At 61.9% G+C, this 20,098-nt stretch carries 18 protein-coding genes; 9 read left to right on the top strand and 9 right to left on the bottom strand.

Annotation, left to right across the window (positions count from 1 at the left end):
- Together D3791_RS12510 and D3791_RS12505 are read left to right on the top strand one after the other, a co-directional pair.
- Complete coding sequence (locus tag D3791_RS12510) at nt 1–453, top strand: SRPBCC family protein (protein ID WP_022875005.1); 453 nt, start codon at nt 1–3, stop codon at nt 451–453.
- Nucleotides 454–460: 7 nt separating this feature from the next.
- Entirely contained in the window at nt 461–1,084 is a 624-nt protein-coding gene (locus D3791_RS12505) for a hypothetical protein (protein WP_172512402.1), read from the top strand.
- On the opposite strand, the gene D3791_RS12500 is transcribed toward D3791_RS12505, so the two are convergent.
- The 7 genes from D3791_RS12500 to D3791_RS12470 form a co-directional block, all read right to left on the bottom strand.
- Nucleotides 1,081–1,881 (bottom strand): inositol monophosphatase family protein, encoded by an 801-nt coding sequence (locus D3791_RS12500; protein ID WP_172512401.1) that lies wholly within the window; start codon nt 1,879–1,881, stop codon nt 1,081–1,083. The two genes, D3791_RS12505 and D3791_RS12500, sit on opposite strands and share 4 nt — an antisense overlap.
- A gap of 3 nt (nt 1,882–1,884) precedes the next feature.
- Nucleotides 1,885–4,161, bottom strand: coding sequence for an NAD-dependent DNA ligase LigA (gene ligA, locus D3791_RS12495; protein WP_052165200.1), 2,277 nt, complete (start codon nt 4,159–4,161; stop codon nt 1,885–1,887).
- A gap of 47 nt (nt 4,162–4,208) precedes the next feature.
- Nucleotides 4,209–5,165, bottom strand: coding sequence for a PP2C family protein-serine/threonine phosphatase (locus D3791_RS12490; RefSeq protein WP_081638078.1), 957 nt, complete (start codon nt 5,163–5,165; stop codon nt 4,209–4,211).
- The gene (locus D3791_RS12485) at nt 5,165–6,376 is read right to left on the bottom strand and encodes an adenylate/guanylate cyclase domain-containing protein (protein ID WP_022875000.1); all 1,212 of its coding nucleotides are present in this window, start codon (nt 6,374–6,376) and stop codon (nt 5,165–5,167) included. Before D3791_RS12485 ends, D3791_RS12490 begins: the two co-directional genes overlap by 1 nt.
- A complete protein-coding gene (locus D3791_RS12480; protein ID WP_061954422.1) occupies nt 6,373–6,921 on the bottom strand; it encodes a hypothetical protein in 549 nt (182 codons plus the stop codon). The genes D3791_RS12485 and D3791_RS12480 overlap by 4 nt, the downstream gene beginning before the upstream one ends.
- Before the next feature lie 85 nt (nt 6,922–7,006).
- Nucleotides 7,007–7,873, bottom strand: coding sequence for a biotin--[acetyl-CoA-carboxylase] ligase (locus D3791_RS12475; protein WP_172512400.1), 867 nt, complete (start codon nt 7,871–7,873; stop codon nt 7,007–7,009).
- A 51-nt stretch (nt 7,874–7,924) separates the two neighbouring features.
- Nucleotides 7,925–8,782 carry an SDR family oxidoreductase gene (locus D3791_RS12470; protein ID WP_172512399.1) on the bottom strand — a complete coding sequence of 286 codons (858 nt, stop codon included), beginning with the start codon at nt 8,780–8,782 and terminating at the stop codon, nt 7,925–7,927.
- A 195-nt stretch (nt 8,783–8,977) separates the two neighbouring features.
- On the opposite strand from D3791_RS12470, the gene D3791_RS12465 reads away from it, so the two are divergent.
- From D3791_RS12465 to D3791_RS12455, 3 genes are all read left to right on the top strand, one after another.
- The gene (locus tag D3791_RS12465; protein ID WP_022874996.1) at nt 8,978–10,588 is read left to right on the top strand and encodes an acyl-CoA carboxylase subunit beta; all 1,611 of its coding nucleotides are present in this window, start codon (nt 8,978–8,980) and stop codon (nt 10,586–10,588) included.
- 46 nt (nt 10,589–10,634) lie between these two features.
- Complete coding sequence (locus D3791_RS12460) at nt 10,635–10,856, top strand: acyl-CoA carboxylase subunit epsilon (RefSeq protein ID WP_172512398.1); 222 nt, start codon at nt 10,635–10,637, stop codon at nt 10,854–10,856.
- A gap of 130 nt (nt 10,857–10,986) precedes the next feature.
- Nucleotides 10,987–12,654, top strand: coding sequence for a DUF885 domain-containing protein (locus D3791_RS12455; protein ID WP_172512397.1), 1,668 nt, complete (start codon nt 10,987–10,989; stop codon nt 12,652–12,654).
- Between the two features lie 36 nt (nt 12,655–12,690).
- Here the strand turns inward: D3791_RS12455 and D3791_RS12450 are convergent, their stop codons facing one another.
- Nucleotides 12,691–13,080 carry a VOC family protein gene (locus tag D3791_RS12450; protein ID WP_172512396.1) on the bottom strand — a complete coding sequence of 130 codons (390 nt, stop codon included), beginning with the start codon at nt 13,078–13,080 and terminating at the stop codon, nt 12,691–12,693.
- A gap of 434 nt (nt 13,081–13,514) precedes the next feature.
- Here D3791_RS12450 and D3791_RS12445 point away from each other — a divergent pair, with 434 nt between their 5' ends.
- The 4 genes from D3791_RS12445 (at nt 13,515) to D3791_RS12430 (ending at nt 19,840) form a co-directional block, all read left to right on the top strand.
- Nucleotides 13,515–14,894 carry a dicarboxylate/amino acid:cation symporter gene (locus D3791_RS12445; protein ID WP_172512395.1) on the top strand — a complete coding sequence of 460 codons (1,380 nt, stop codon included), beginning with the start codon at nt 13,515–13,517 and terminating at the stop codon, nt 14,892–14,894.
- Between the two features lie 128 nt (nt 14,895–15,022).
- Nucleotides 15,023–15,694, top strand: coding sequence for a TetR family transcriptional regulator (locus D3791_RS12440; protein WP_172512394.1), 672 nt, complete (start codon nt 15,023–15,025; stop codon nt 15,692–15,694).
- Between the two features lie 4 nt (nt 15,695–15,698).
- Complete coding sequence (locus tag D3791_RS12435; protein WP_022874985.1) at nt 15,699–19,202, top strand: MMPL family transporter; 3,504 nt, start codon at nt 15,699–15,701, stop codon at nt 19,200–19,202.
- Nucleotides 19,199–19,840: a Maf family protein gene (locus D3791_RS12430; RefSeq protein WP_022874984.1), complete on the top strand. Its 642-nt coding sequence runs from the start codon at nt 19,199–19,201 to the stop codon at nt 19,838–19,840. Before D3791_RS12435 ends, D3791_RS12430 begins: the two co-directional genes overlap by 4 nt.
- A 30-nt stretch (nt 19,841–19,870) precedes the next feature.
- On the opposite strand, the gene D3791_RS12425 is transcribed toward D3791_RS12430, so the two are convergent.
- The gene (locus tag D3791_RS12425) at nt 19,871–20,074 is read right to left on the bottom strand and encodes a hypothetical protein (RefSeq protein ID WP_216847348.1); all 204 of its coding nucleotides are present in this window, start codon (nt 20,072–20,074) and stop codon (nt 19,871–19,873) included.
- Between the last annotated feature and the right edge of the window lie 24 nt (nt 20,075–20,098).

Genomic DNA, 20,098 nt, shown 5'->3' with positions numbered 1-20,098 from the left:
ATGGCTGTCTACTTTGAATGCGTGACCATCACCGATATGCCGAGGCAGGAGCTCTTCGAGAAATCCCTGAACATCGACGCGCATGCCGGGTCCATGGCCGACTCCGGCGAGCAGGCCGTCGGCGGGGTCACCAGCGGACAGATAGGCCTCGGCGAGCAGGTCACCTGGCGTGCGAAGCATTTCGGAATTCCGCTGCGCATGACCTCGGAAATCAGCGAACTGATGGAACCCTCAGGTTTCACCGACCAGCAGGTGCGCGGACCGTTCAAGAAGTTCCATCACGTGCATGAGTTCCATGCCGCCGATGCAGGCACCATCATGGTGGACAGGATCCAATTCGAAGCGCCGCTGGGGCCGCTGGGTTGGCTGGCCGAGCGTTTGGTGCTTAGCTGGTACATGCCGCGACTGATCCGGGTGCGCAATGCGTTCCTGGTGAACACTTCAGCAAGATGAGCAAGGCTTGAGAACTTTGATGCAGGTTTCCTCCCCCGCCACCGGCTCCATGGCCGTGCGCCGGATCGCGCTGGGCATTTCGCATGTGCTCTCGCCCATTATCCTGGCCACCTTGTTGCTGCTGCTCTCGCCATTGCGCGATGCATCAGTCAGCTGGGCCGAAGCCGTGGTGGCGGCGCTTTTCACCACCGTGATCCCCTGGCTGCTGCTTGCGGCGGCGAAACTGCGAGGCAAGGTCACGGACCTGCACGTCACGGTGCGCCACCAGCGCCATCGGATTTACGCGATGACGGCCGGGCTGATCGTCTGCGGACTGGTGGTCCTGTGGCTGATGGATGCCAGCGCCGGGATCTTCCGCGAGGTCTATTGCATGCTCTTGGGGCTGATGGTCGTCGCTATCATCAACATCTGGTGGAAAGTCTCGGTGCACATGGCCGTGGGCAGCTATGTCATCCTGCAGACCGCCGGGCAGAATCCGCAGCTCATGCCCTGGGTGCTGCTGTTCATCGCGGTGCTCTCATGGTCCCGCGTTCGCAGCTTCCAGCACACCGCCACACAGGTGTGCGGCGGTGTCGCAGTTGGCATAGCCATCCACTACGCGCATGAAGCGATGGCCCTGGTGCTGGGCTAGTTTCCCGGTTCGATCAGTTTGGCGGTATCCACCAAGCCGGCATACTGCCATCCGGGATTGCTGGCCGGACGGCCCACCTGGCACCCGGCTTCCTCGGCAATCAATGCGCCGGCGGCCCAGTCATACTCCTGGGTGCCGTATTCCGCATAGGCATCCAGCGCGCCTTCGGCAACCAGGCACAGGTCCAGGGCTGCCGAGCCGATACGGCGAACGTTGACGTAGTCTTCGAGCATGCCTTCCAGGACGCGGGCCTGGAATTGGCGGCGTTCAGCGTCATAGCCGAAACCGCTTCCAAGGATCTTGGCTGGCGAATCCACCGGGCCGGTCAGCTGCGTCAGTTTTCCGGTGCGCAGGTCATGCTTCCACGCGCCGAGGGACTTGCCCGCGAAATATTCCACCTGCAGGGCCGGGGCCACAATGGCCGCAGCCACCCAGGTTTCGGTGCCGTCTTCCTCCAGCTGGCACGCGCCCACCGAAGAACAGTAGTAGGCGATATTGCGGACGAAGTTGGTGGTGCCGTCCAGGGGATCGATGCTCCAGCGCACGCCGCTGGGGTTCGCCGGCTTGGCACTGGGGAACTCCTCGCCGGTCAATTCGTCGCTGGGGCGCGAGGTCAAGATGGTGGCGCGGATGGCCTCTTCTGAGGCCCGGTCGAAGTCGGTGACCCAATCCCCTGCCGCGGACTTGTCGCTGAGGTTGAACTGCGATTCGTCACGCCGTGCGAGCACCTCGGCTCCGGCGGCTGCGGCGCGGCGCGCCACCAATACCAGCGGGTCGTGGCTGATTGCCTTATCCATGTCTTAGCCTTCCGTAGGTGCGGCGAGGGCGACCTCGCGCGCTGCGTCGGGTCCCTGTTCGAGGAGCACGCCGAAGCCTGCTTCATCGAGTACCGGAACGCCTAGTGATTGCGCCTTGTCCAGTTTTGATCCGGCGGATTCGCCGGCAACCAGGAAATCTGTTTTCTTCGAAACGCTGCCAGTGGCTTTGCCGCCACGAACAATGATGGCTTCCTTTGCGGTGTCCCGGGAGTAATTCTCCAGTGTTCCGGTCACGACGATGGCGAGGTTTTCGAGATTTTTCGTGATGTTCTCGTCTTGCTCATCTTTCATTTTCACGCCGGCGTTCTGCCACGCGGAGACGATCTCGCGATGCCAGTCGACCTTGAACCATTCGACCAGGGCCTCGGCGATGATCGACCCGACCGAATCGATTTCGCTCAGTTCGGTGACCGCATCCCCGGAGTCCAGGACTTCGAGCAGCGCATCCATGGAGCCATAACGGGTGGCGATGGCGCGTGAGGCGTTGGGGCCCACGTGCCGGATGGACAGTGCCACGAGCACGCGCCACAGCGGGTTTTCCTTGGCCTTTTCAAGCTCGTCGAGCAACTTCAGCGTGCTGCGCGTGGGCGCCGACGGCTTCTTCGCGGTGGCCTTGGAGTAGAAGTACGGAACCAGTTCGAACTTTCCGGTGCCTTCGCCCTTGGAACGCTTTTCACGCCAGACCTTGACCTCGCCCAGTTCCTCCAGCTTGTCCTTGAGATTGAACAGCTCGGCCTCGTTGTGCAGCGGGCCAGGACCTGCAGGCAGGACGATGCCGCCTTGGGTTGCCGGGTCCTCCCCCGGTCCGCTGGTCAATGCGGCTGCCGCTTCATAGCCCAGCGCTTCAATGTCCAATGCGCTGCGCCCGCCGAGGTAGGCGACGCGTTCGGTCAGCTGGGCTGGGCATGATTCGGCATTCAGGCAACGGATATCCACGTCTCCTTCCTTGGCAGGAGCCAAGGGTTGGCCGCAGGATGGGCAAACGGTAGGCATCACGAAATCACGCAGGCCGGTGTTGCCCTCGCGCAATGGCAGCACCGGTCCGACGATTTCAGGGATGACATCGCCGGCTTTGCGCAGGATGATGGTGTCGCCGATTTTTACGTTCTTGGCTTTGACCACTTCCTGGTTGTGCAGGGTCGCGCGCGCCACGGTGGATCCGGCCACGAGCACCGGCTCCATTACGCCAAAGGGAGTGACGCGGCCGGTGCGGCCGACCTGCACCTGGATATCAAGAAGCTTGGTGTGCACTTCTTCAGGAGGGTATTTGTAGGCCACGGCCCAGCGCGGAACGCGGGAGGTGTAGCCCAGTTGCTCCTGGGTGGCCAGGTCATTGACCTTGATGACAATGCCGTCGATGTCGTGGATCAGGTCATGGCGCTTTTCACCGTGCTCGGCGATGTAGTCCTTGGCTTCGGCCCGGCTGTCCACCACCCGGCCATACGGGGAAACCGGCAGTCCCCAGCCGCGCATGAGCTCATAGGCTTCGGACTGCTCGGTCATGTTGAAGTCGCGGCTGCGGCCCAGACCGTGGACGAACATGCGCAGGGGGCGCTTGGCGGTTTGTTCCGGGTCCTTCTGGCGCAGGCTGCCGGCGGCGGCGTTGCGCGGGTTGGCCAATGGCGCCTTGCCCTGGGCAATCAGGGTCTCGTTGTAGGCGTTGAAGTCGTCGGTGGCGATGAAGACTTCGCCGCGGACTTCGAATTCGGCGGGCCAGCCGGAACCGGCCAGCTCCTGCGGAATATCGCTGATGGTCAAGGCATTATGGGTGACATCTTCACCGGTAGTGCCATCGCCGCGGGTGGCGGCGCGGACCAACTTGCCATCACGGTAGGTCAGGTTGAGCGCAAGTCCATCGATCTTCACCTCGCAGAGCCATTTGACCGGGGTCTGCGGGTGCAGGCGTTCGGCGTTAACCTGGGCTCGTTCCAGCCAGGCGTCGAGTTCGTCGAGCGAGAAGACATCTTCCAGCGAGTACATGCGGCTGGCGTGGGTGACCGAAGCGAAAGCCGCGGAGACTTCGCCGCCGACCTCTTGGGTGGGTGAGTCCTGTCCGGCCAGGATCGGATATTTCGCTTCGAGCAGCTGCAGCTCGTGGAAGAGCGCGTCGTATTCCACGTCGGAAACCAGCGGAGCGTCATTTTGGTAGTACGCGTCGCGGTGGGTGCGGATCTGTTCGACCAGCTGTTCATAGCGGGTCTTGTCAGCTTCCGGCGGAGCATTAGTCGTCTCAACTGGGGTTACGGAATTTTCACTCACGTATCCAATTGTGCCCCACCGGCCGGCAGAATCGCAGACTTGGAAGCCTAGTTCTCTTCTGCGTCTGGCGTCGGGTTTTCCGCAGCAACCACGTCGATCACGATCACCGCGATATTGTCCCGGCCGCCGGCTTCCAGGGCCGCCCCGGTCAAAACCCGCACGGCTTCGGTCCGGTCCTTGAAGTTCACCAAAATGGTCTGCAGGATGTCTTCGGTCAGCTCGCCGGAGAGGCCATCGCTGCACAGCAGGTAGCGGTCGCCGATGCGCGGCTGGAGCACGGTCACGTCGGGCTGGCTCTCGGCGCCGGCCCCCAGGGCGCGGGTGATCAGGTTGCGATGCGGATGGTTGCGGGCCTCGAATTCGGTGATCTGCCCGGCATCCACCATTTCCTGGACGGCCGAGTGGTCCCGGGTCAGCTGCTGCAGGGCGCCATCGCGCAAACGGTAGCCGCGCGAATCGCCCACGTTCACGAGCAGCAGGTTGGGGATTTCCTCGGTGACCACCGGCAGCGGAGCGGTGCCCGGAGTTGTGGAGTCGCGGTGCACCTTGAGCATTTCAGGGGTGATCTTGGCGATCACGTCCGTGTTGACCTTCATGGAGAAGCTTGAGGTCCAAGGCGGTACCGCGGAAATCGGCGCGGTGACATTATCCCTGCCCTGGTCGGGGGCCTTGATCTGCAACAGGGCGCAGAGCGTGGTGCCTCCTCGGGCTTCGAGGGCTTCGCGGATCCGGTCATCGGCAAGCTGCACCTGGCGCTGGACTTCAGCCACGGTGGGCAGCTTGCGCACCGAGGTCTTGTTGGCGAAGGTGCAGATCTCCTGCATGGTTTCCACCGCCAGCTGGCTGGCCACTTCCCCGGCTTCGTGCCCGCCCATGCCGTCGGCGACGGCATACACGATGTCGTGCATCAAGATCCGGTCCTGGTTTTCGGTCCGGCGCCGTCCAACGTCCGTCATTCCGGCGGCGGCAAGGTTGAACGGCACGGGTGTCGGTTCATTATTCATCAGTCAATCACCAGTCCGGCTCCCTCGCCAGGCGAGAGTTCGTAAGGTTGGATGTCGCCGAATCCGCGTACTGCCGTGATTTCCTGGGCAGTGAGAACAAATCGGGCATCATTGCGCAGGGTATTGGCGGTCAGTGCATCGGTGAGCACTGCCCCTGGTTCTGCCAGCGAGGTCAAGCGGGCCGCCATGTTCACGGTCGGTCCGTAGATGTCGCCAAGGCGCGAGAGCACACGGCCCCACACCACAGCGCCTCGGGTTTGCGGGAATAGCTCGTCCTGCGCCAATTCGCGGGAGAGCGAGAGCGCGATGCGGGCACCGGCTTGCGGGGTTTCGGCCACGTAGAGCACTTCATCGCCGATGGTCTTCACCAGGCGTCCGCCGCCGACGGAGATGATTTCCGCGCACTTGGCTTCGAAGCGCTGGACCAGCTGCGCCAGCGTGCGCTCGTTCATGCGGCGCGAGAGCGAGGTGTAGGAGACGAGGTCGGCGAAGCCCACGGCACGGGCCAAGGGCAGCGGCGTGCCGCCATCGGCTTCCGGGCTGTCCTGCTTATAGGCGGCGACGCCGGTTTCCACGCGCAAGGCCATGCGGTGCACAGCGGAATTCAGCTGGCGGCGCCAGGAGTACAGCAACAGGTCTTCAATGGCCGGAATGATTTCCGGCAGCATGCTGAACAGCTGGCGGCGGGCCTGGCGATCGGACATGTTCTGGTTGGCGATCATATCCTCAACCAGGGCTTCGATCTGCCAGACCACCATTCGGTCGGTCATCTGGCCTACCGAACGCATCAGCGAGATGGCGGTTTCCTCGGTGAGCTTGCCTTCGCGCACCATGCCCACCATGGTGCCCAGCGCTGCCTTGTCGGCCTTGGTGAAGAAGACCTCGTCATCGCCGAGTTCCGGGAAGCCGATGGCGCGCCAGAGCTTGCGGGCGGAGTGCAGCGAGATTCCTGCTTCGGCCGCGACTTCGCGGCGGCGGAATTCGCGTTGCCCGCCAATCAGCCGGTGTTCCAGCGAGGCGACGTTATCGCGCACTGCGTCCGGGGTGTGTGCCGGGATGCGCAGCGGGCCTTCCATGGCCTGGGCCAATTCGAGGATTGGATCGGCCAGGTCCGGGCTTTCGGCGGCAGGGGCTTGACGGGCTTCGCGAGCGGCCTGCGCGGCAGACTGTGGGGAGTCAGCCCGGGGTGAATTGGTGTGCTCGGTGCTCATGCCCCCATGCCCTCACTGTTCGTCGTTTCGGTGTGTGCCGCGCCTTGGTTGTTGCGCAGATTCGTCATAGCTTCCATGGCCAGCGACCGGAAATACGGGACGGAAGGAACGTGCGCGATTCTTACGTATCCCTGGTTAAGGACGATGTCCAGGGTTCCCGCACGAGTCATCGCATTATTCTGCTTAGCGTAGGCGACTAGGTCGCGAACCGTAAATAATCCTACAGATTGCAGCTGCCCCTGGCTGTAGGTCGAGCGGAACATGATGCGTTCGGTGGTCAGCACGATCAGGCTGCGCGTCCAGCGGATCCAGGGAACAATGCTCCAGATCAGGACCAGTGCGGCCCAGAGAACCACGGCCACGATCATCCATACTTCGGCGTTGGCGGCCAGCCAGTCAGAGAGGTCATCACGCGAGAGGTAGCCGACGGCGAAAGTGCACAGCGCGGTGAGAATGAGGAAGGCGCTGATGGGCTGTCGCAGTACCCGGGAGTGCTCACGAGTCTTGATGATCACTCGTTCCCGTTCATGTAGCGGCAGCTTCATCGTTTAGGTCCTCGCCCCTCCCCTCTGGACACAGTTCTTCGGTCTGTACATTCAATAATAGTCCCGGTGCTAGGCACGATGCTGGTTAGGCATACTTTCCATCGGCGCGCCGCACATGGTGCACATCCCCCGCCAGCACGTGGGTGCGCTGCCCTGAACTCTCCTCCAAAACCAGCGCGCCGTCAGCGGCCAGCTGAACCGCGGTGGCTTCCAGGCTCCTGCCGTCCGGGAATTCGACGCGGACGACGTGCCCCAAGGTGGCCAGTTTTTCGCTGACCAGCTCCTGCAGGCTGCGGCCCTCGAATCCGGGCAGCGGCATCTGCGCGGAACCGGAGACCTGGCGGAATGCGCGATCAAGGTTCACCAGTTCCTTGAGGTACTCGGCCAGCAGCTCGGTGCGGTCGATGGCGCGGGAGCTGGCCAGGCGCAGCGAGGTGGCGGTAGGGACCGGCAGTTCTTCGCGGCTTTGATCCACATTCATTCCGGTACCGACCACAACCCCGTATCCCGAGCCGGCGGGAACCATCTGGGCGAGGATTCCGCAGATCTTGAATTCGCCGGCCAGCAGGTCGTTGGGCCACTTGATCCGCACGGGCACTTCGCCAACGCGTTCGGCGGCCCGGCTCCAGGCCAGGGCTGCGAGCATGGTGTACCAGGACAGTGTTTCGGTTGGGATGCTGGCTCCGGGAACCATCAGCACGCTCACGGTGATCGATGAGCCCAGGGGTGTCACCCAGCTCCGGCCAAGGCGCCCCTTGCCCGCTTGCTGATGCTCGGTGTAGTAGACGCTCAGGTGCCCAGCCGTGCCAGTGGCGGCCAGCTGCGCCAGCTCGGTGTTTGTCGAACCCGAGCGGTCCTTGAACAGCACCGTGCCCAGTTCAAGCTGCTTTGTGAGTTGCGCGAACCGGGCTGGGTCTATGGCCGCGCGGGCGGTGCCATCAGAAGTGTTCATAGCTAAAACCCTAGAACACCGCCGCGCTGCCAGCCTCTTTGCGTGGATTCTTTAAAGGAAAATGTCCTCTACTAATGGCACCTGCGGGTTCAGCGCGTATTTCTCCAGATCCGTGACTCCTGCCAACTTCAGGACCTGGCCGTCGGTGAAGAAATTGCCGCTGAGCTTCTTCGGATCGCTGCCCAGGATGGCCATGGCGGCGTCGGCAACGATTTGCGCGTCACGGGCGCCCTGGATCATCTTCTGTCCACCGGGCAGGTTGCGGATGGCTGCGGTATCGATCAAGGTTTCCGGCCATAGCGAGTTCACTCCCACGCCCTGGTCCTTGAGCTCTTCGGCCAGCCCCAGGGTGGTCATGGACATGCCGTATTTGGCCATCGTGTAGGCCAGGTGTTCTCCGGCCCAGCGCGGATCCAGGTTCAGCGGAGGCGAGAGGGTGAGGATATGCGGGTGCTGCGAGGCGCGAAGGTAGGGCAACGCGGTTTTCGACAGCAGGAAGGTTCCGCGCACATTGATGTCCTGCATCAGGTCGTAGCGCTTCATATCCACTTGATCGGTTTTGGCCAGGTTGATGGCCGAGGCGTTGTTCACCACGATGTCGATGCCGCCGAAGGCGGCGACCGCTTCGTCCACGGCGCGCTGCACGTCCTCGTCGATGCGCACGTCGCCGACTACAGCCAGGCCTCGGCCTCCGGCCTGGTTGATTTCTTCCACGGCGGTATGGATGGTGCCTTCGAGGCTCGGGTGCGGGTCTGCGGTTTTGGATAGCAGGACGACGTTGGCGCCAAGGGCTCCGGCCGCCTTGGCTATGGCTAATCCGATACCGCGGCTTCCGCCGCTCATCAAGATGGTGCGGTTCTTGAGGCTCGCTGAGACCGGAGCGATTTCAGTGCGGGATTCACTAGTCATGTGATCTAGGTTACGCGAAGTTCCCCGGCTAAGCTACTGCAGAGTAACTTATTCTGGCGTGCCACCCACTCGATATCGTGCCATTTTGTAAGTTTCCTACAACCAGAAGTCCTGTTTCCCCAGCTAGACTGACTTAGATGGCATTTTTCTTGTGCTATTCCTACACATTGAAGACAACTCGAGGGAGTCGAAGGCATGACGCAGGGCAGAACCGAGGCAGCCGAGTCAATCGACCTGTCCACCACCGCCGGCAAACTTGCTGAATTCCGCCGCCGCCAGAAGCTCTCCGAAGCACCAAGCGGCCAGGCAGCAATCGAAAAGCAGCACTCCCGCGGAAAGCACACCGCCCGTGAACGCATTGAAATGCTCATGGACGAGGACTCCTTCGTAGAATTCGATGCCCTGGCCGTTCACCGTTCCACAGCTTTCGGAATGGAAAAGAAGAAGCCGATGGGCGACGGCCTGGTCTCCGGCTACGGCACCGTTGACGGCCGCCTTGTCGCCGTCTACTCCCAGGACTTCACCGTTTACGGCGGCTCGCTCTCCCAGGTGAACGGCGAAAAGATCGTCAAGGTCCAGGAATTCGCCCTGCGCAACGGCTGTCCAGTGGTCGGCATCCTGGACGGCGGCGGCGCACGCATCCAGGAAGGCGTGGCCTCCCTGGCCATGTTCGCCGATATCTTCCGCAACAACGTTCACGCCTCGGGCGTCGTTCCGCAGATCTCCTTGATCATGGGCCCATCGGCCGGCGGCGCCGCGTACTCCCCTGCGCTGACCGACTACGTCATCATGGTCGACAAGACCAGCCACATGTTCATCACCGGACCAGATGTCATCAAGACCGTCACCGGCGAAGAAATCGACATGGAAGCCCTGGGCGGCGCACGCCAGCACAATGCCAACACCGGCACCGCGACCTACCTGGCCAGCGATGAAGAAGACGCCGTCGAATTCTGCAAGGAACTGCTGGACTTCCTACCTTCCTCGAACCTCGCCGACGCGCTGATCGCCGAATTCGATGAGGAGCTGGAGATCACCGCTGATGATCTGGCCCTGGATACCATCATCCCGGATTCGGCCAACCAGCCCTATGACATGCGCAAGGTCATCGAATCCGTGGTCGATGACGCCCACTTCTTCGAGATGCAGTCCCTGTACGCGCCGAACGTCATGATCGGCTATGCCCGCGTCGAGGGCCGCACCGTCGGCATCGTGGCCAACCAGCCGATGCAGTTCGCCGGCACCTTGGATATCGCCGCTTCGGAAAAGGCAGCCCGCTTCGTGCGCAACTGCGACGCCTTCAACATCCCCATCCTCACCTTCGTGGATGTCCCGGGCTTCCTGCCGGGCAAGGACCAGGAATTCCAGGGCATCATCCGCCGCGGCGCAAAGCTGCTCTACGCCTACGCGGAAGCCACTGTGCCGAAGCTGACCGTGATCACCCGCAAGGCCTACGGCGGAGCGTACATCGTGATGGGTTCCAAGAAGCTTGGCGCCGATTTGAACCTCGCCTGGCCTACCGCGCAGATCGGCGTGATGGGTGCCCAGGGCGCAGTCAACATCCTCTACCGCCGAGATCTGGCAGCAGTTCAAGCCGAGGGCGGAGACGTCGAGGCACGCCGCAAGCAGATCATCGACGATTACGAGGCCGAGCTGCTCAACCCTTACCAGGCTGCCGAGCTGGGCTACGTGGATGCGGTCGTCGCACCGAGCGACACCCGCGTGCAGCTGGTGCGCGGCCTGCGCGCCCTGCGCGAGAAGCACGCAGTACTGCCACCGAAGAAGCACGGCAACATCCCGCTGTAAACGCCGCTCGCACCGCCGATTCGAGTACTACCCAGGAGCAAAGCCAATGCAACAGGACACCGCGACACCTGCCGCCCCACAGATCCGCGTGACCAAGGGCAATCCCACCGCCGAGGAACTGGCGGCAGTCACCGCATTGCTGTGCGCCATGGGCAATACTCCGGTTGAGCAGCCCGAAGCAGCGGCGCCGGCCAAAAAGCGAGTCACCCGCCTGCGCAAGCGCCGCGCACTGACTCCGCGACTGGGCTGGGCCATCGGGCGCCGCTAGCTTCGCGGCGCCCGCTCCGCACATCCGGCGCGCCGGCTGGCTGGCGGCACTGCGCAAACCCCAATCCCCAAACCCATAGCAGTGCGTAAAACTCTTCAACAAATCTTTCATATCAACTACTGTTAGCTACATGACATCCTCCGCACCGCACCGCGACCCTTCGGCGATCGATCAGATCGCCGAAGGCTTCTACGCCAAGAGCCTGGAGCTCACCCCTGAATGGGGAGTATCGCTGGGCATTCCCGGCTACGAATCCGCTTATGGCGACTACTCCCCGGCTGGCACCACCGGGCAGATCAGGCTCCTGCGCGACACGTTGAGCGCCTTGGCCAATGCCACGCCCGTTGACGCCGTGGACGAGGTGACGCTCGATGCGATGACCGAGCGCCTCGGCCTGGAACTGGAAATTCTTTTTACCGGGCGCACGGAACTGAACAACATTGCCAGCCCGGCCCAGGAGATCCGCTCGATCTTCGATCTCATGCCCCAGGACAGCGCCGAGGATTTTGCCTTCATCGCCCAGCGCCTGGAAAACCTGCCGGCGGCCATCGACGGCTACATCGCTTCCCTGCGCGATTCGGCCGCCAACTCGATGATGCCAGCCAAGCGGCAGGTGCGGATCGTTGCCGGCCAATCGGTCGACTACGCCAAGGACGGCGGATTCTTCGACCAGCTCGCCAGCTCCGGCAGTGCCATCGATTCCGCCGCGGCTGAACGCTTGGAACGCGGCGCCGAGGGCGCAAAATCCGCCTACCGCAAGCTGGCCCAATACCTCGAAACCGAGCTCCTGGAACAAGCGCCAGAACAGGATGCCGTAGGGCGTGAATACTATTCGCTGATGTCCCGCCGATTCCTGGGCGCCACCATCGATCTGGAGGAAACCTACGCGTGGGGCGTCGCCGAACTTGATGCCATCATCGCCGAGCAGCAGCGCGTGGCCCAGCAGATCAAGCCGGGCTCGACCATCGACGAGGCGAAGCGGGTCCTGAACGAGGACCCTGCGCGCAAGCTGAACGGGACCGATGCCCTGCGCGAATGGATGCAGGGCAAAGCCGACCAGGCGATCGCGGACTTGTCAGGCAAGCACTTCGAGATCCCGGCTCCGATGGATCGCATTGAATGCATGATCGCGCCGACCCAGGACGGCGGGGTGTACTACACCGGACCGTCCGAGGACTTCACCCGGCCCGGGCGCATGTGGTGGTCGGTGCCGCCAGGCGAGGACCAATTCACCACGTGGGCGGAATTGACCACGGTGTACCACGAAGGCGTGCCCGGGCATCACCTGCAGATCGGCACGGCGCAAATGCAAGCGGCGACCCTGAACAGCTGGCGCCGGCTGATGTGCTGGGTCTCCGGCCAGGGCGAAGGCTGGGCACTGTATTCGGAACGGCTCATGCACCAGCTGGGCTACCTTGATGATCCCGGCGACTACATGGGCATGCTCGATGCGCAGCGACTTCGCGCGGCCCGGGTCGTTTTTGATATCGGCGTGCACCTGGGATTGCAGGTGCCAGCGCAGTGGGGCAAGGGCATCTGGGATGCAGAGAAGGGGTACGAGTTCCTGGAGCGGAATCTTGATTTGTCCAAGGGGCAGCTGGACTTCGAGTACAACCGCTACCTGGGCTGGCCCGGCCAGGCGCCGTCGTACAAGATCGGCCAACGGCTGTGGGAGCAAATCCGCGATGAGTACGCTGCCGCCGAGGGCGATGCCTTCTCACTTAAGGATTTCCACACCGCAGCCTTGCGTCTGGGCTCGGTGGGCTTGGATACCCTCAAGCGCGCGCTGCTGAAATAGCCTGCTGGAAAGCCGGGCCCCAGGGCCCGGCATTTTTCATCCCTTGTAGCTGGAAATCTGGATCAGGTTGCCGCAGGTGTCATCGAAGGTTGCCACCATGACCGTGCCGGCATCGGTAGGGCCCTGCGTGAATTCAACACCCAATCCACTCAGGCGCTCATATTCGGCTTGGACGTCCTCAACAGCAAAGGATGCCACCGGAATCCCGTCGGCCTTGAGTGCATCACGGTACGGAGCGACGGCCCGGTGCTCGGCTGGCTCAAGCAGGAGTTCGGCGCCGCCTTCATCTTCGGGCGACACCAGGGTGAGCCAGCTGAATGGCCCCATGGGAATATCGTGCTTGACCTTGAAGCCGAGGACTTTGGTGTAGAACTCTTTGGCTTGCGATTGGTCAGAGACAAAAACGCTGGTGATATAAACACGCATTGACAGTGATCCTTCTGATTGATCGGCACTTTCATCGTTCGGTGCCAAGGTACGACGTGGGCTTGTGCCCCACTCTTCCATACCGGGACCCCAGGTCAAGGGGAGCCAACCTTGCAGATCAGCCCATTCGACAGGACTTGCCCCAGCAGCCAGCGGCGGGTTCCAGCCCTCCTTGCAACGCAGCTGCGAGTGCGCCATGAAGTTCATGCCATAGTCGGCTTCGAGAGTCCAGCTGACAGGCGAAACAGTTGGATAAGCATCGATGCCGCAGGCGGTCTGCAGATGACAGGATGTGACCAACCATTGCGGAATATCACCGGATCCATGCGCCACTTCACACCGATTTGGTGTTCAAAAACACAATTACGGCATATTCGTCATCTTGCGTAATATCAACTGCGCCCAGCGGTGAAAACCGACCTAGCCTTGAAAGCATGTCAAACGCCGCACCTTCATCTAAACTCCCCCGTTGGATGACCAGCTTCGGGCCGCAGATCATTGCGGCTCTCATCGCTGGCCTCATCCTGGGTCTCGTCGCCAAGTACACCGGCAGCACCGCCGACGAACCTAACGGCCTGGGCCGCGCCCTGTCGATCATCGGCTCCAGCTACGTATCGCTGCTCCGCACAGCGGTCATCCCGCTGATCTTCTTCGCGGTGGTCGCTTCCATCGCCAATCTCTCCAAGGTCACCAATGCTGCCCGCCTGGCGTGGCAGACCCTGCTGTGGTTCGGAATTACCGCGCTGGTTTCCGTAACCATCGGCATGCTCCTGGGCGTGGTGTTCCAGCCTGGCGCAAATACCGGGCAGGAAGCTCCTGCAGGCTACGACGGCAAGACCGGCGACTGGCTCGGCTTCCTGACCGGACTGGTCCCGTCGAACTTCCTTGGCCTTGGCGCCAGCACTTCCATTGAAGACGGAGCGGCTACCACTTCGGTCAGCTTCAATGTGCTGCAGATTCTCGTGGTCGCCATCGCCGTCGGCGTGGCAGCTCTGAAGGTCGGCAAGGCCGCCGAACCATTCCTGGCATTCTCCGCTTCGGCTCTGGCCATCATCCAGAAGGTGCTGTGGTGGATCATCCGCATTGCGCCGATCGGCACCGTCGGCCTGATCGGCAACGCCGTGGCAACCTACGGCTGGGACACCATCGGCGCCCTGGGCAAGTTCACGGTAGCGATCTACGTGGGCCTCGCACTGGTCCTCTTTGCCTTCTACCCTGTTTTGGTTCGCAGCCACGGCCTGTCGATCAAGCAGTACTTCTCCGGGGTCTGGCCAGCAGTCCAGCTGGGCTTCGTTTCCCGCTCGTCCATTGGCACCCTGCCGCTGACCCAGCGCGTGACCGAGCGGAACCTCGGCGTGCCTTCGGGCTACGCTTCATTCGCTGTGCCCCTGGGCGCGACCACGAAGATGGATGGCTGCGCAGCGATCTACCCTGCGGTTTCGGCCGTCTTTGTTGCCCAGTTCTTCAACATTGATCTGAGCCTCACCGATTACATCCTGATTGCGATCGTTTCGGTGCTCGGCTCGGCGGCTACCGCCGGCACCACCGGCGCGGTGGTCATGCTGACGCTGACGCTGTCCACCCTGGGCCTGCCGCTTGCCGGTGTTGGCCTGCTGATGGCTGTTGATCCGATCATCGATATGGGCCGCACCGCGGTGAACGTTGCCGGCCAGGCGCTGGTTCCAACCATCGTGGCCAAGCGCGAAGGCATCCTGGATATTGATATGTACAACGCACCACGCAACGGCAATCCGTTTGCCGACGAGTCAGTGGCGGAAGGCGGCACCCTCGTGGAATCCGCATCTGCGAAGTAGCACATATCGCTGAAATTGGCGTCCGAGCATAATTGCTCGGACGCCAATTGTCTTTAAGGGTCCAAAAGATCTTGCTGGCCAACCACATCAACTTGCACAGCGTGCAAGTTTGCACGTAGTGTAAGTATGTGACTTCCCTGAGTACCGGCACGCGCCGAGAACAAAATAAACGAGCCACTAAACAGGCCATCGTCGACGCCGTCGCGCAGCTATTGCACCAGGGCGCCGACACTGCGCTCACGGCAAATCAAATCGCTGACGCCGCCGGGATTTCACGGCGCACCCTGTTCAACTATTTCCCCACAGTGGACGCCATCTATTCCTATCCCCTGCATCAGGTCCTGGACACCATGGTCGAGTCCATGGGCGAGGCCGCCGACTCCGTGCCCCTGCTGGACTCGATCATCCAGGCGCTCAAATCCGATGAAGTCGCTGAGCAGCTGGGACAGGTGGCCCATTTCGGTGCCTACATCATCGGCAACGAACCCAATGGCTGCATCACGGCGAATATGAACGAATGGCAGCAGGCCACCGCCGATGTCCTCGACAAATTCGGCCGCCGCTACCCCCACGCCGACAGCTTCTCCATCCGCGTCCTGACTCATGCGCTCCTGGGGGCAGGCCAAGCCGCCTTCGATGAGTGGATGGAACACATCCCGGCTCAGCAAAACCAGAACATGGATATCTCCCCGGAACTCATTGCCACCTTCCACACCCTGGTGACCAAGGCAATGCACACCCTGGAACAAGGCTTCAAACACTTCCCGCTGAACAGCACTAGCATCTCGAAGGACATCTAAGCTCATGGCATCAATCCTTTACCGTCTGGCACGATGGGCTCACCGCCACCGCATGCGCGTCATCTCGATGTGGCTCGCTGCCTTTATCTTCATTGGTGTTTGCGCCAGCTTGTTCATGGGGCAGCTCTCGAATACCTTCACACTCCCGGGAACTGAAACCCAGCGCACCTTGGACCGCATGAAACAAGAATTGCCGGATCTTGCCGGCGGTTCCGGTTCCATCGTGTTCCGCGAGAGCACCGACAAGCCGCTGACCGAAGGACAGCAGAAGTCCATCTCCGAAGCGCTGGAACAGCTCTCGCTGCACCCGCAGGTTGTCGACGCGATGAGCCCCTTCGATCTGCAGAAGCAGCTTGACAAGGCCCAGCCGGAGATCGATAAGAACGAGAAGAAGCTGGTCGATGGCCAGAAGAAACTCGACGATGCCAAGAAACAGATCGCTGATGGCAAGGTCCAGCTCGAAGACGGCCGTGAGGACCTGACCAATGGCTGGGCCCAGTACTTTGATGGCGAAAAGAAAATCAAGGACGCTCAGCCGCAGATCGACGCCGGCGAGAAGAAGCTGGCCGACAGCCGCGCACAGCTGGAAGCTGGCCAGAAGGAGCTTGATTCGGGTGCGGCACAGCTGGCTGCCGGCGAAGCCAAGTACAACGACGGCCTGGCGAAGTACAAGTCCGGCAAGAGCACTTACGATTCCGGCCAGGCGCAGTACGATGCCGGCGAGAAGAAGCTTGACGCTGCCCAGAAGGAAATCACTTCCGGCGAGCAGCAGTACAAGTCGGGAATGCAACAGCTTCTTGGCGGTTCGTCCCGCTCGGAGTTCGAGTCCTCGCTTGCCACGGGCAAGACCAAGGCAACGACCGGCCTGAAAGAAGCAGAGGACGGCATGGCCCAGGCCAAGGCCGGGATCTCCCAGGCCGAATCCGCCATTGCCGCGCTGGGCGCGCAGATCCAGTCCACCGAGCAGGCCCTTGAACAAGCCAAAGCCGATGGTAATGAACAAGCCGTAGCTGATTACACCAAAACCCTGAACGGACTCAAGACCAGTCTGGCCGAGGCAGAAAAGGGCAAGGCCGCCGCCGAAGCTGGACTTTCGAAAGCCCAGGCTGGCAAGGACCAGGCCACGGCAGCGCTGGCGAAGATCGCCCAAGGCGAGGCCGGCTTGAAGCAGCTCGATGCCGCGCGCAAGAAGCTCGATGACGGCCAGGCCCAGGTGGATGCCGGACGCAAGGAACTGAAGGCGAACAGCAGCAAGCTCGGCGCCGCGAAAACCCAGCTCGCCGATGCGAAGAAGCAGCTTGATCAGGCAAAGTCGCAGATTGACGCCAACAAGGCCAAGCTGGCTGATGGCCAGGCCGAGTTGGACGCCGGACGTGCCCAGCTGGATGCAGGCCAGAAGGAATTCGACCAGAAGAAGGCCGAGTTCCTTCAGGGCAAGGCTGATCTGGTCAAGGCCAAGGAAAAGCTCGAATCCGGCGAGAAGACCATCAAGGAGAAGACCGCCGAACTTGAGCAGGCCGAAAAGGATGTTGAAAAGGGCCAGAAGGAACTTGAAACCGGCCATGCCGAACTGCAGTTCGCTGCCCGCCAGGTGGGCGCCAACTCGGACATGCGTTTTGTCTCCGAGGATCGAAGCACCGCGGTCTCGCAGGTAAGTTTCAAGATCCAGACTGACGCGTTGACCCCTGCTGATCGCGAGCAGATCAAGGCCATCGCCGCCGGTCCCCAGGCCAATGGCGTGGAGGTCCTGTTCTCCAAAGAAATCATGCAGGACATGTCCCAGGTCTTCGGATCATCGGAAGTCATCGGCGTTGTCATCGCCGCGATCGTCCTGATCATCATGCTTGGCACATTGATCGCCGCAGGCCTGCCATTGCTCCTGGCGCTGCTGGGTGTTGGCGCCGGTGTCGGCACCACCATGGCCTTCTCCTCGGTGATCGACATGGCCTCGATTACCCCGGCCCTGGCCCTCATGCTGGGCCTTGCGGTGGGTATCGACTATGCGCTGTTCATCATCCATCGACACCGCACGCAGATGCTGGCCGGCATGGAGGTGGGCGAATCCATCGCGCGCTCCGTGGGCACCAGCGGCAACGCCGTGGTCTTCGCCGGCTTGACCGTGATCATCGCGCTGGCGGCGCTGGCCGTGCCAGGACTTCCGTTCCTGACGGTGCTGGGGCTTTCGGCGGCCTTCACCGTTCTCTGCTCGGTCCTGCTGAACATCACGTTGCTGCCCGCTTTGCTCTCGCTGGCTGGCAATCGCCTGGTTTCCCAGCGCGCCCGCCGCAAGGCCGCGGCCCAGGTGGAGAATCCGGAAATCAAGGAGCCGTTCTCGGCACGCTGGGTTCGCATGGTGACCAAGGTGGCCGTGCCCGTCACGCTGCTGGTGGTCATCGTCCTGGGGGCTATCGCATTGCCGGCAACCCAGATGCGCACTGCCCTGCCTGATGGCAGCGCGGAACCCGCCGATTCGCAGGCCTTCCAGGCCTTCGAACAGACCAGCGACAAGTTCGGCGCCGGATACAACGGGCCGTTGCTGGTACTGGCTGACCTGCCAGAAAACCTCACCGAGCGCCAAGCCGAATCCAAGGCATTGGACGTGGCCGACAAGCTGCGCGAATATGACGGTGTTGTGGCCGCGATTCCGGTCGCCTTGACCGACAACCACCGGCTCTCTGCCATCCAGGTCATTCCGACCGATGGCCCGTCCTCGGAACAGACCGAATCCCTGGTCCATCAGCTGCGTGGCGATTACGCGGAATTCTCCGAAGCCACCGGAGCTGATATCGCGGTCACCGGACAGGTTGCCGCCCAGATTGACGTCTCCGAAAAGGTGACCGCCGCCCTGGTTCCGTACCTGAGCATCGTGGTTGGCCTGTCGCTGATCCTGCTGTTGCTGGTCTTCCGCTCCGTCGTGGTCCCACTGCTCGCCACCGGTGGCTTCCTGCTGTCCCTGGCGGCGGCCTTCGGCGCCAGCGTCATGGTCTACCAGTTCGGCTGGTTCTCCAGCTTCTTCGACGTCAATGTCCCTGGCCCGTTGCTCAGCTTCCTGCCGATCCTGCTGACCGGCATCCTCTTCGGCTTGGCCATGGACTACCAGGTATTCCTCGTCTCGGCGATGCGCGAGCGCTACGCCCACGGCGAGCCTGCCAAGGATGCGGTGCGTTCAGGCTTCTCCATGGCCGCTCCTGTGGTGACCGCCGCGGCGCTGATCATGATTTCGGTCTTTGCCGGATTCGTCTTCTCGCATCTGGCGATGATCCGCCCGCTGGGCTTCGCGCTGGCCTTCGGTGTGCTCTTCGATGCCTTCATCATCCGCATGACATTGATTCCTGCAGTAATGCATCTACTCGGAGACAAGGCCTGGTACCTGCCCAAGTGGCTGGATAGGATTCTTCCGGACGTTGATGTGGAAGGATCGAAGTTGAACGAGCTGCTTGATTCTGAGGAATCAACCGCAGACGATGACTACGATCAGGATTACACCAAGGAGAATGCCACCGTATGAGCACGCAGCCTCGACCTTCCGCCCGGCTAGTTCTGGCCTCCGCGTCATGGGGACGCAAGAAAGTGCTCTCCGATGCAGGCCTGGAATTCACAACCCAGGTTTCGGAGGTGGATGAGGATGCAGTGCTCGCCCAGGCAGTAGCCCAGCACGGCGCGCAGTCCCCTGCACAGACCGCACAGCTATTGGCTCGGGCCAAGGCCGAGGATGTCGCCAGCGGCCAGCACCCTGCGGGAACCCTGGTGCTTGGTTGTGATTCGGTCTTCGAGCTCGAGGGTGTCGCCTACGGCAAGCCGCATACCGAGCAGGTGGCGAGGGAACGCTGGCAGCAGCTCAGCGGCGCCACCGGCGTGCTGCATTCGGGCCATTGGCTCATCGACACGCAGCAGCCGGAAAAGCCGGTCGGCCAGGTGTCCTCGACCGTGGTCCACTTCTCGACGGTCAGCGATGCAGAGATCGAAGCCTATGTCGCCAGCGGTGAACCGCTGCCTTGCGCCGGCGCATTCACCATCGATGGCCTGGCAGCATCATTCATTGAATCCATCGAGGGGAACTTCCAGAACGTGGTGGGCTTGGATGTCTTCGTTCTCCGGAAGCTTCTGGCCGAACTCGGAGTAGGGATCATTGATCTCTGGAAGTAATCGCCGGATACGCGCCTGGGAACACCGTTTCTAGGCGCGTATTTCTTTGCTCGCTTTTGGCACCTGGCAGTCGAATCCGATCTGACGCATCTGCTGGGTTTTGCACGTAAGGCACTGCAGGTACTGGACGATTCCGGTCGAGGTGTGGTGGCTTGACCGGGTCTGCCAGCTGTGTTCATGTTCGCTGGCGGGAACTGCTTGTCTGGCCATGGCGATGTACTTTGAAGTGGTCATGGCTTCAGCATGATGTAATGTCCT

This window comes from Glutamicibacter mishrai (assembly GCF_012221945.1).
GTDB classification, from domain to species: Bacteria; Actinomycetota; Actinomycetes; order Actinomycetales; family Micrococcaceae; genus Glutamicibacter; species Glutamicibacter mishrai.
The sequence above is the reverse complement of the archived record's forward strand: the minus strand, read 5'-3'. Positions and strand labels throughout refer to the sequence as shown.

Excerpts from the sequence above, each read along its gene's own strand:
- D3791_RS12450 (WP_172512396.1), bottom strand. The coding sequence starts at position 13,080 with ATGCGTGTTTATATCACCAGCGTTTTTGTCTCTGACCAATCGCAAGCC.
- D3791_RS12425 (WP_216847348.1), bottom strand. The coding sequence starts at position 20,074 with ATGACCACTTCAAAGTACATCGCCATGGCCAGACAAGCAGTTCCCGCC.
- D3791_RS12465 (WP_022874996.1), top strand. The coding sequence starts at position 8,978 with ATGACGCAGGGCAGAACCGAGGCAGCCGAGTCAATCGACCTGTCCACC.
- D3791_RS12480 (WP_061954422.1), bottom strand. The coding sequence starts at position 6,921 with ATGAAGCTGCCGCTACATGAACGGGAACGAGTGATCATCAAGACTCGT.
- D3791_RS12475 (WP_172512400.1), bottom strand. The coding sequence starts at position 7,873 with ATGAACACTTCTGATGGCACCGCCCGCGCGGCCATAGACCCAGCCCGG.
- D3791_RS12500 (WP_172512401.1), bottom strand. The coding sequence starts at position 1,881 with ATGGATAAGGCAATCAGCCACGACCCGCTGGTATTGGTGGCGCGCCGC.
- D3791_RS12435 (WP_022874985.1), top strand. The coding sequence starts at position 15,699 with ATGGCATCAATCCTTTACCGTCTGGCACGATGGGCTCACCGCCACCGC.
- D3791_RS12460 (WP_172512398.1), top strand. The coding sequence starts at position 10,635 with ATGCAACAGGACACCGCGACACCTGCCGCCCCACAGATCCGCGTGACC.
- D3791_RS12485 (WP_022875000.1), bottom strand. The coding sequence starts at position 6,376 with ATGAGCACCGAGCACACCAATTCACCCCGGGCTGACTCCCCACAGTCT.
- D3791_RS12455 (WP_172512397.1), top strand. The coding sequence starts at position 10,987 with ATGACATCCTCCGCACCGCACCGCGACCCTTCGGCGATCGATCAGATC.
- D3791_RS12470 (WP_172512399.1), bottom strand. The coding sequence starts at position 8,782 with ATGACTAGTGAATCCCGCACTGAAATCGCTCCGGTCTCAGCGAGCCTC.
- D3791_RS12510 (WP_022875005.1), top strand. The coding sequence starts at position 1 with ATGGCTGTCTACTTTGAATGCGTGACCATCACCGATATGCCGAGGCAG.
- D3791_RS12490 (WP_081638078.1), bottom strand. The coding sequence starts at position 5,165 with ATGAATAATGAACCGACACCCGTGCCGTTCAACCTTGCCGCCGCCGGA.
- D3791_RS12430 (WP_022874984.1), top strand. The coding sequence starts at position 19,199 with ATGAGCACGCAGCCTCGACCTTCCGCCCGGCTAGTTCTGGCCTCCGCG.
- D3791_RS12445 (WP_172512395.1), top strand. The coding sequence starts at position 13,515 with ATGTCAAACGCCGCACCTTCATCTAAACTCCCCCGTTGGATGACCAGC.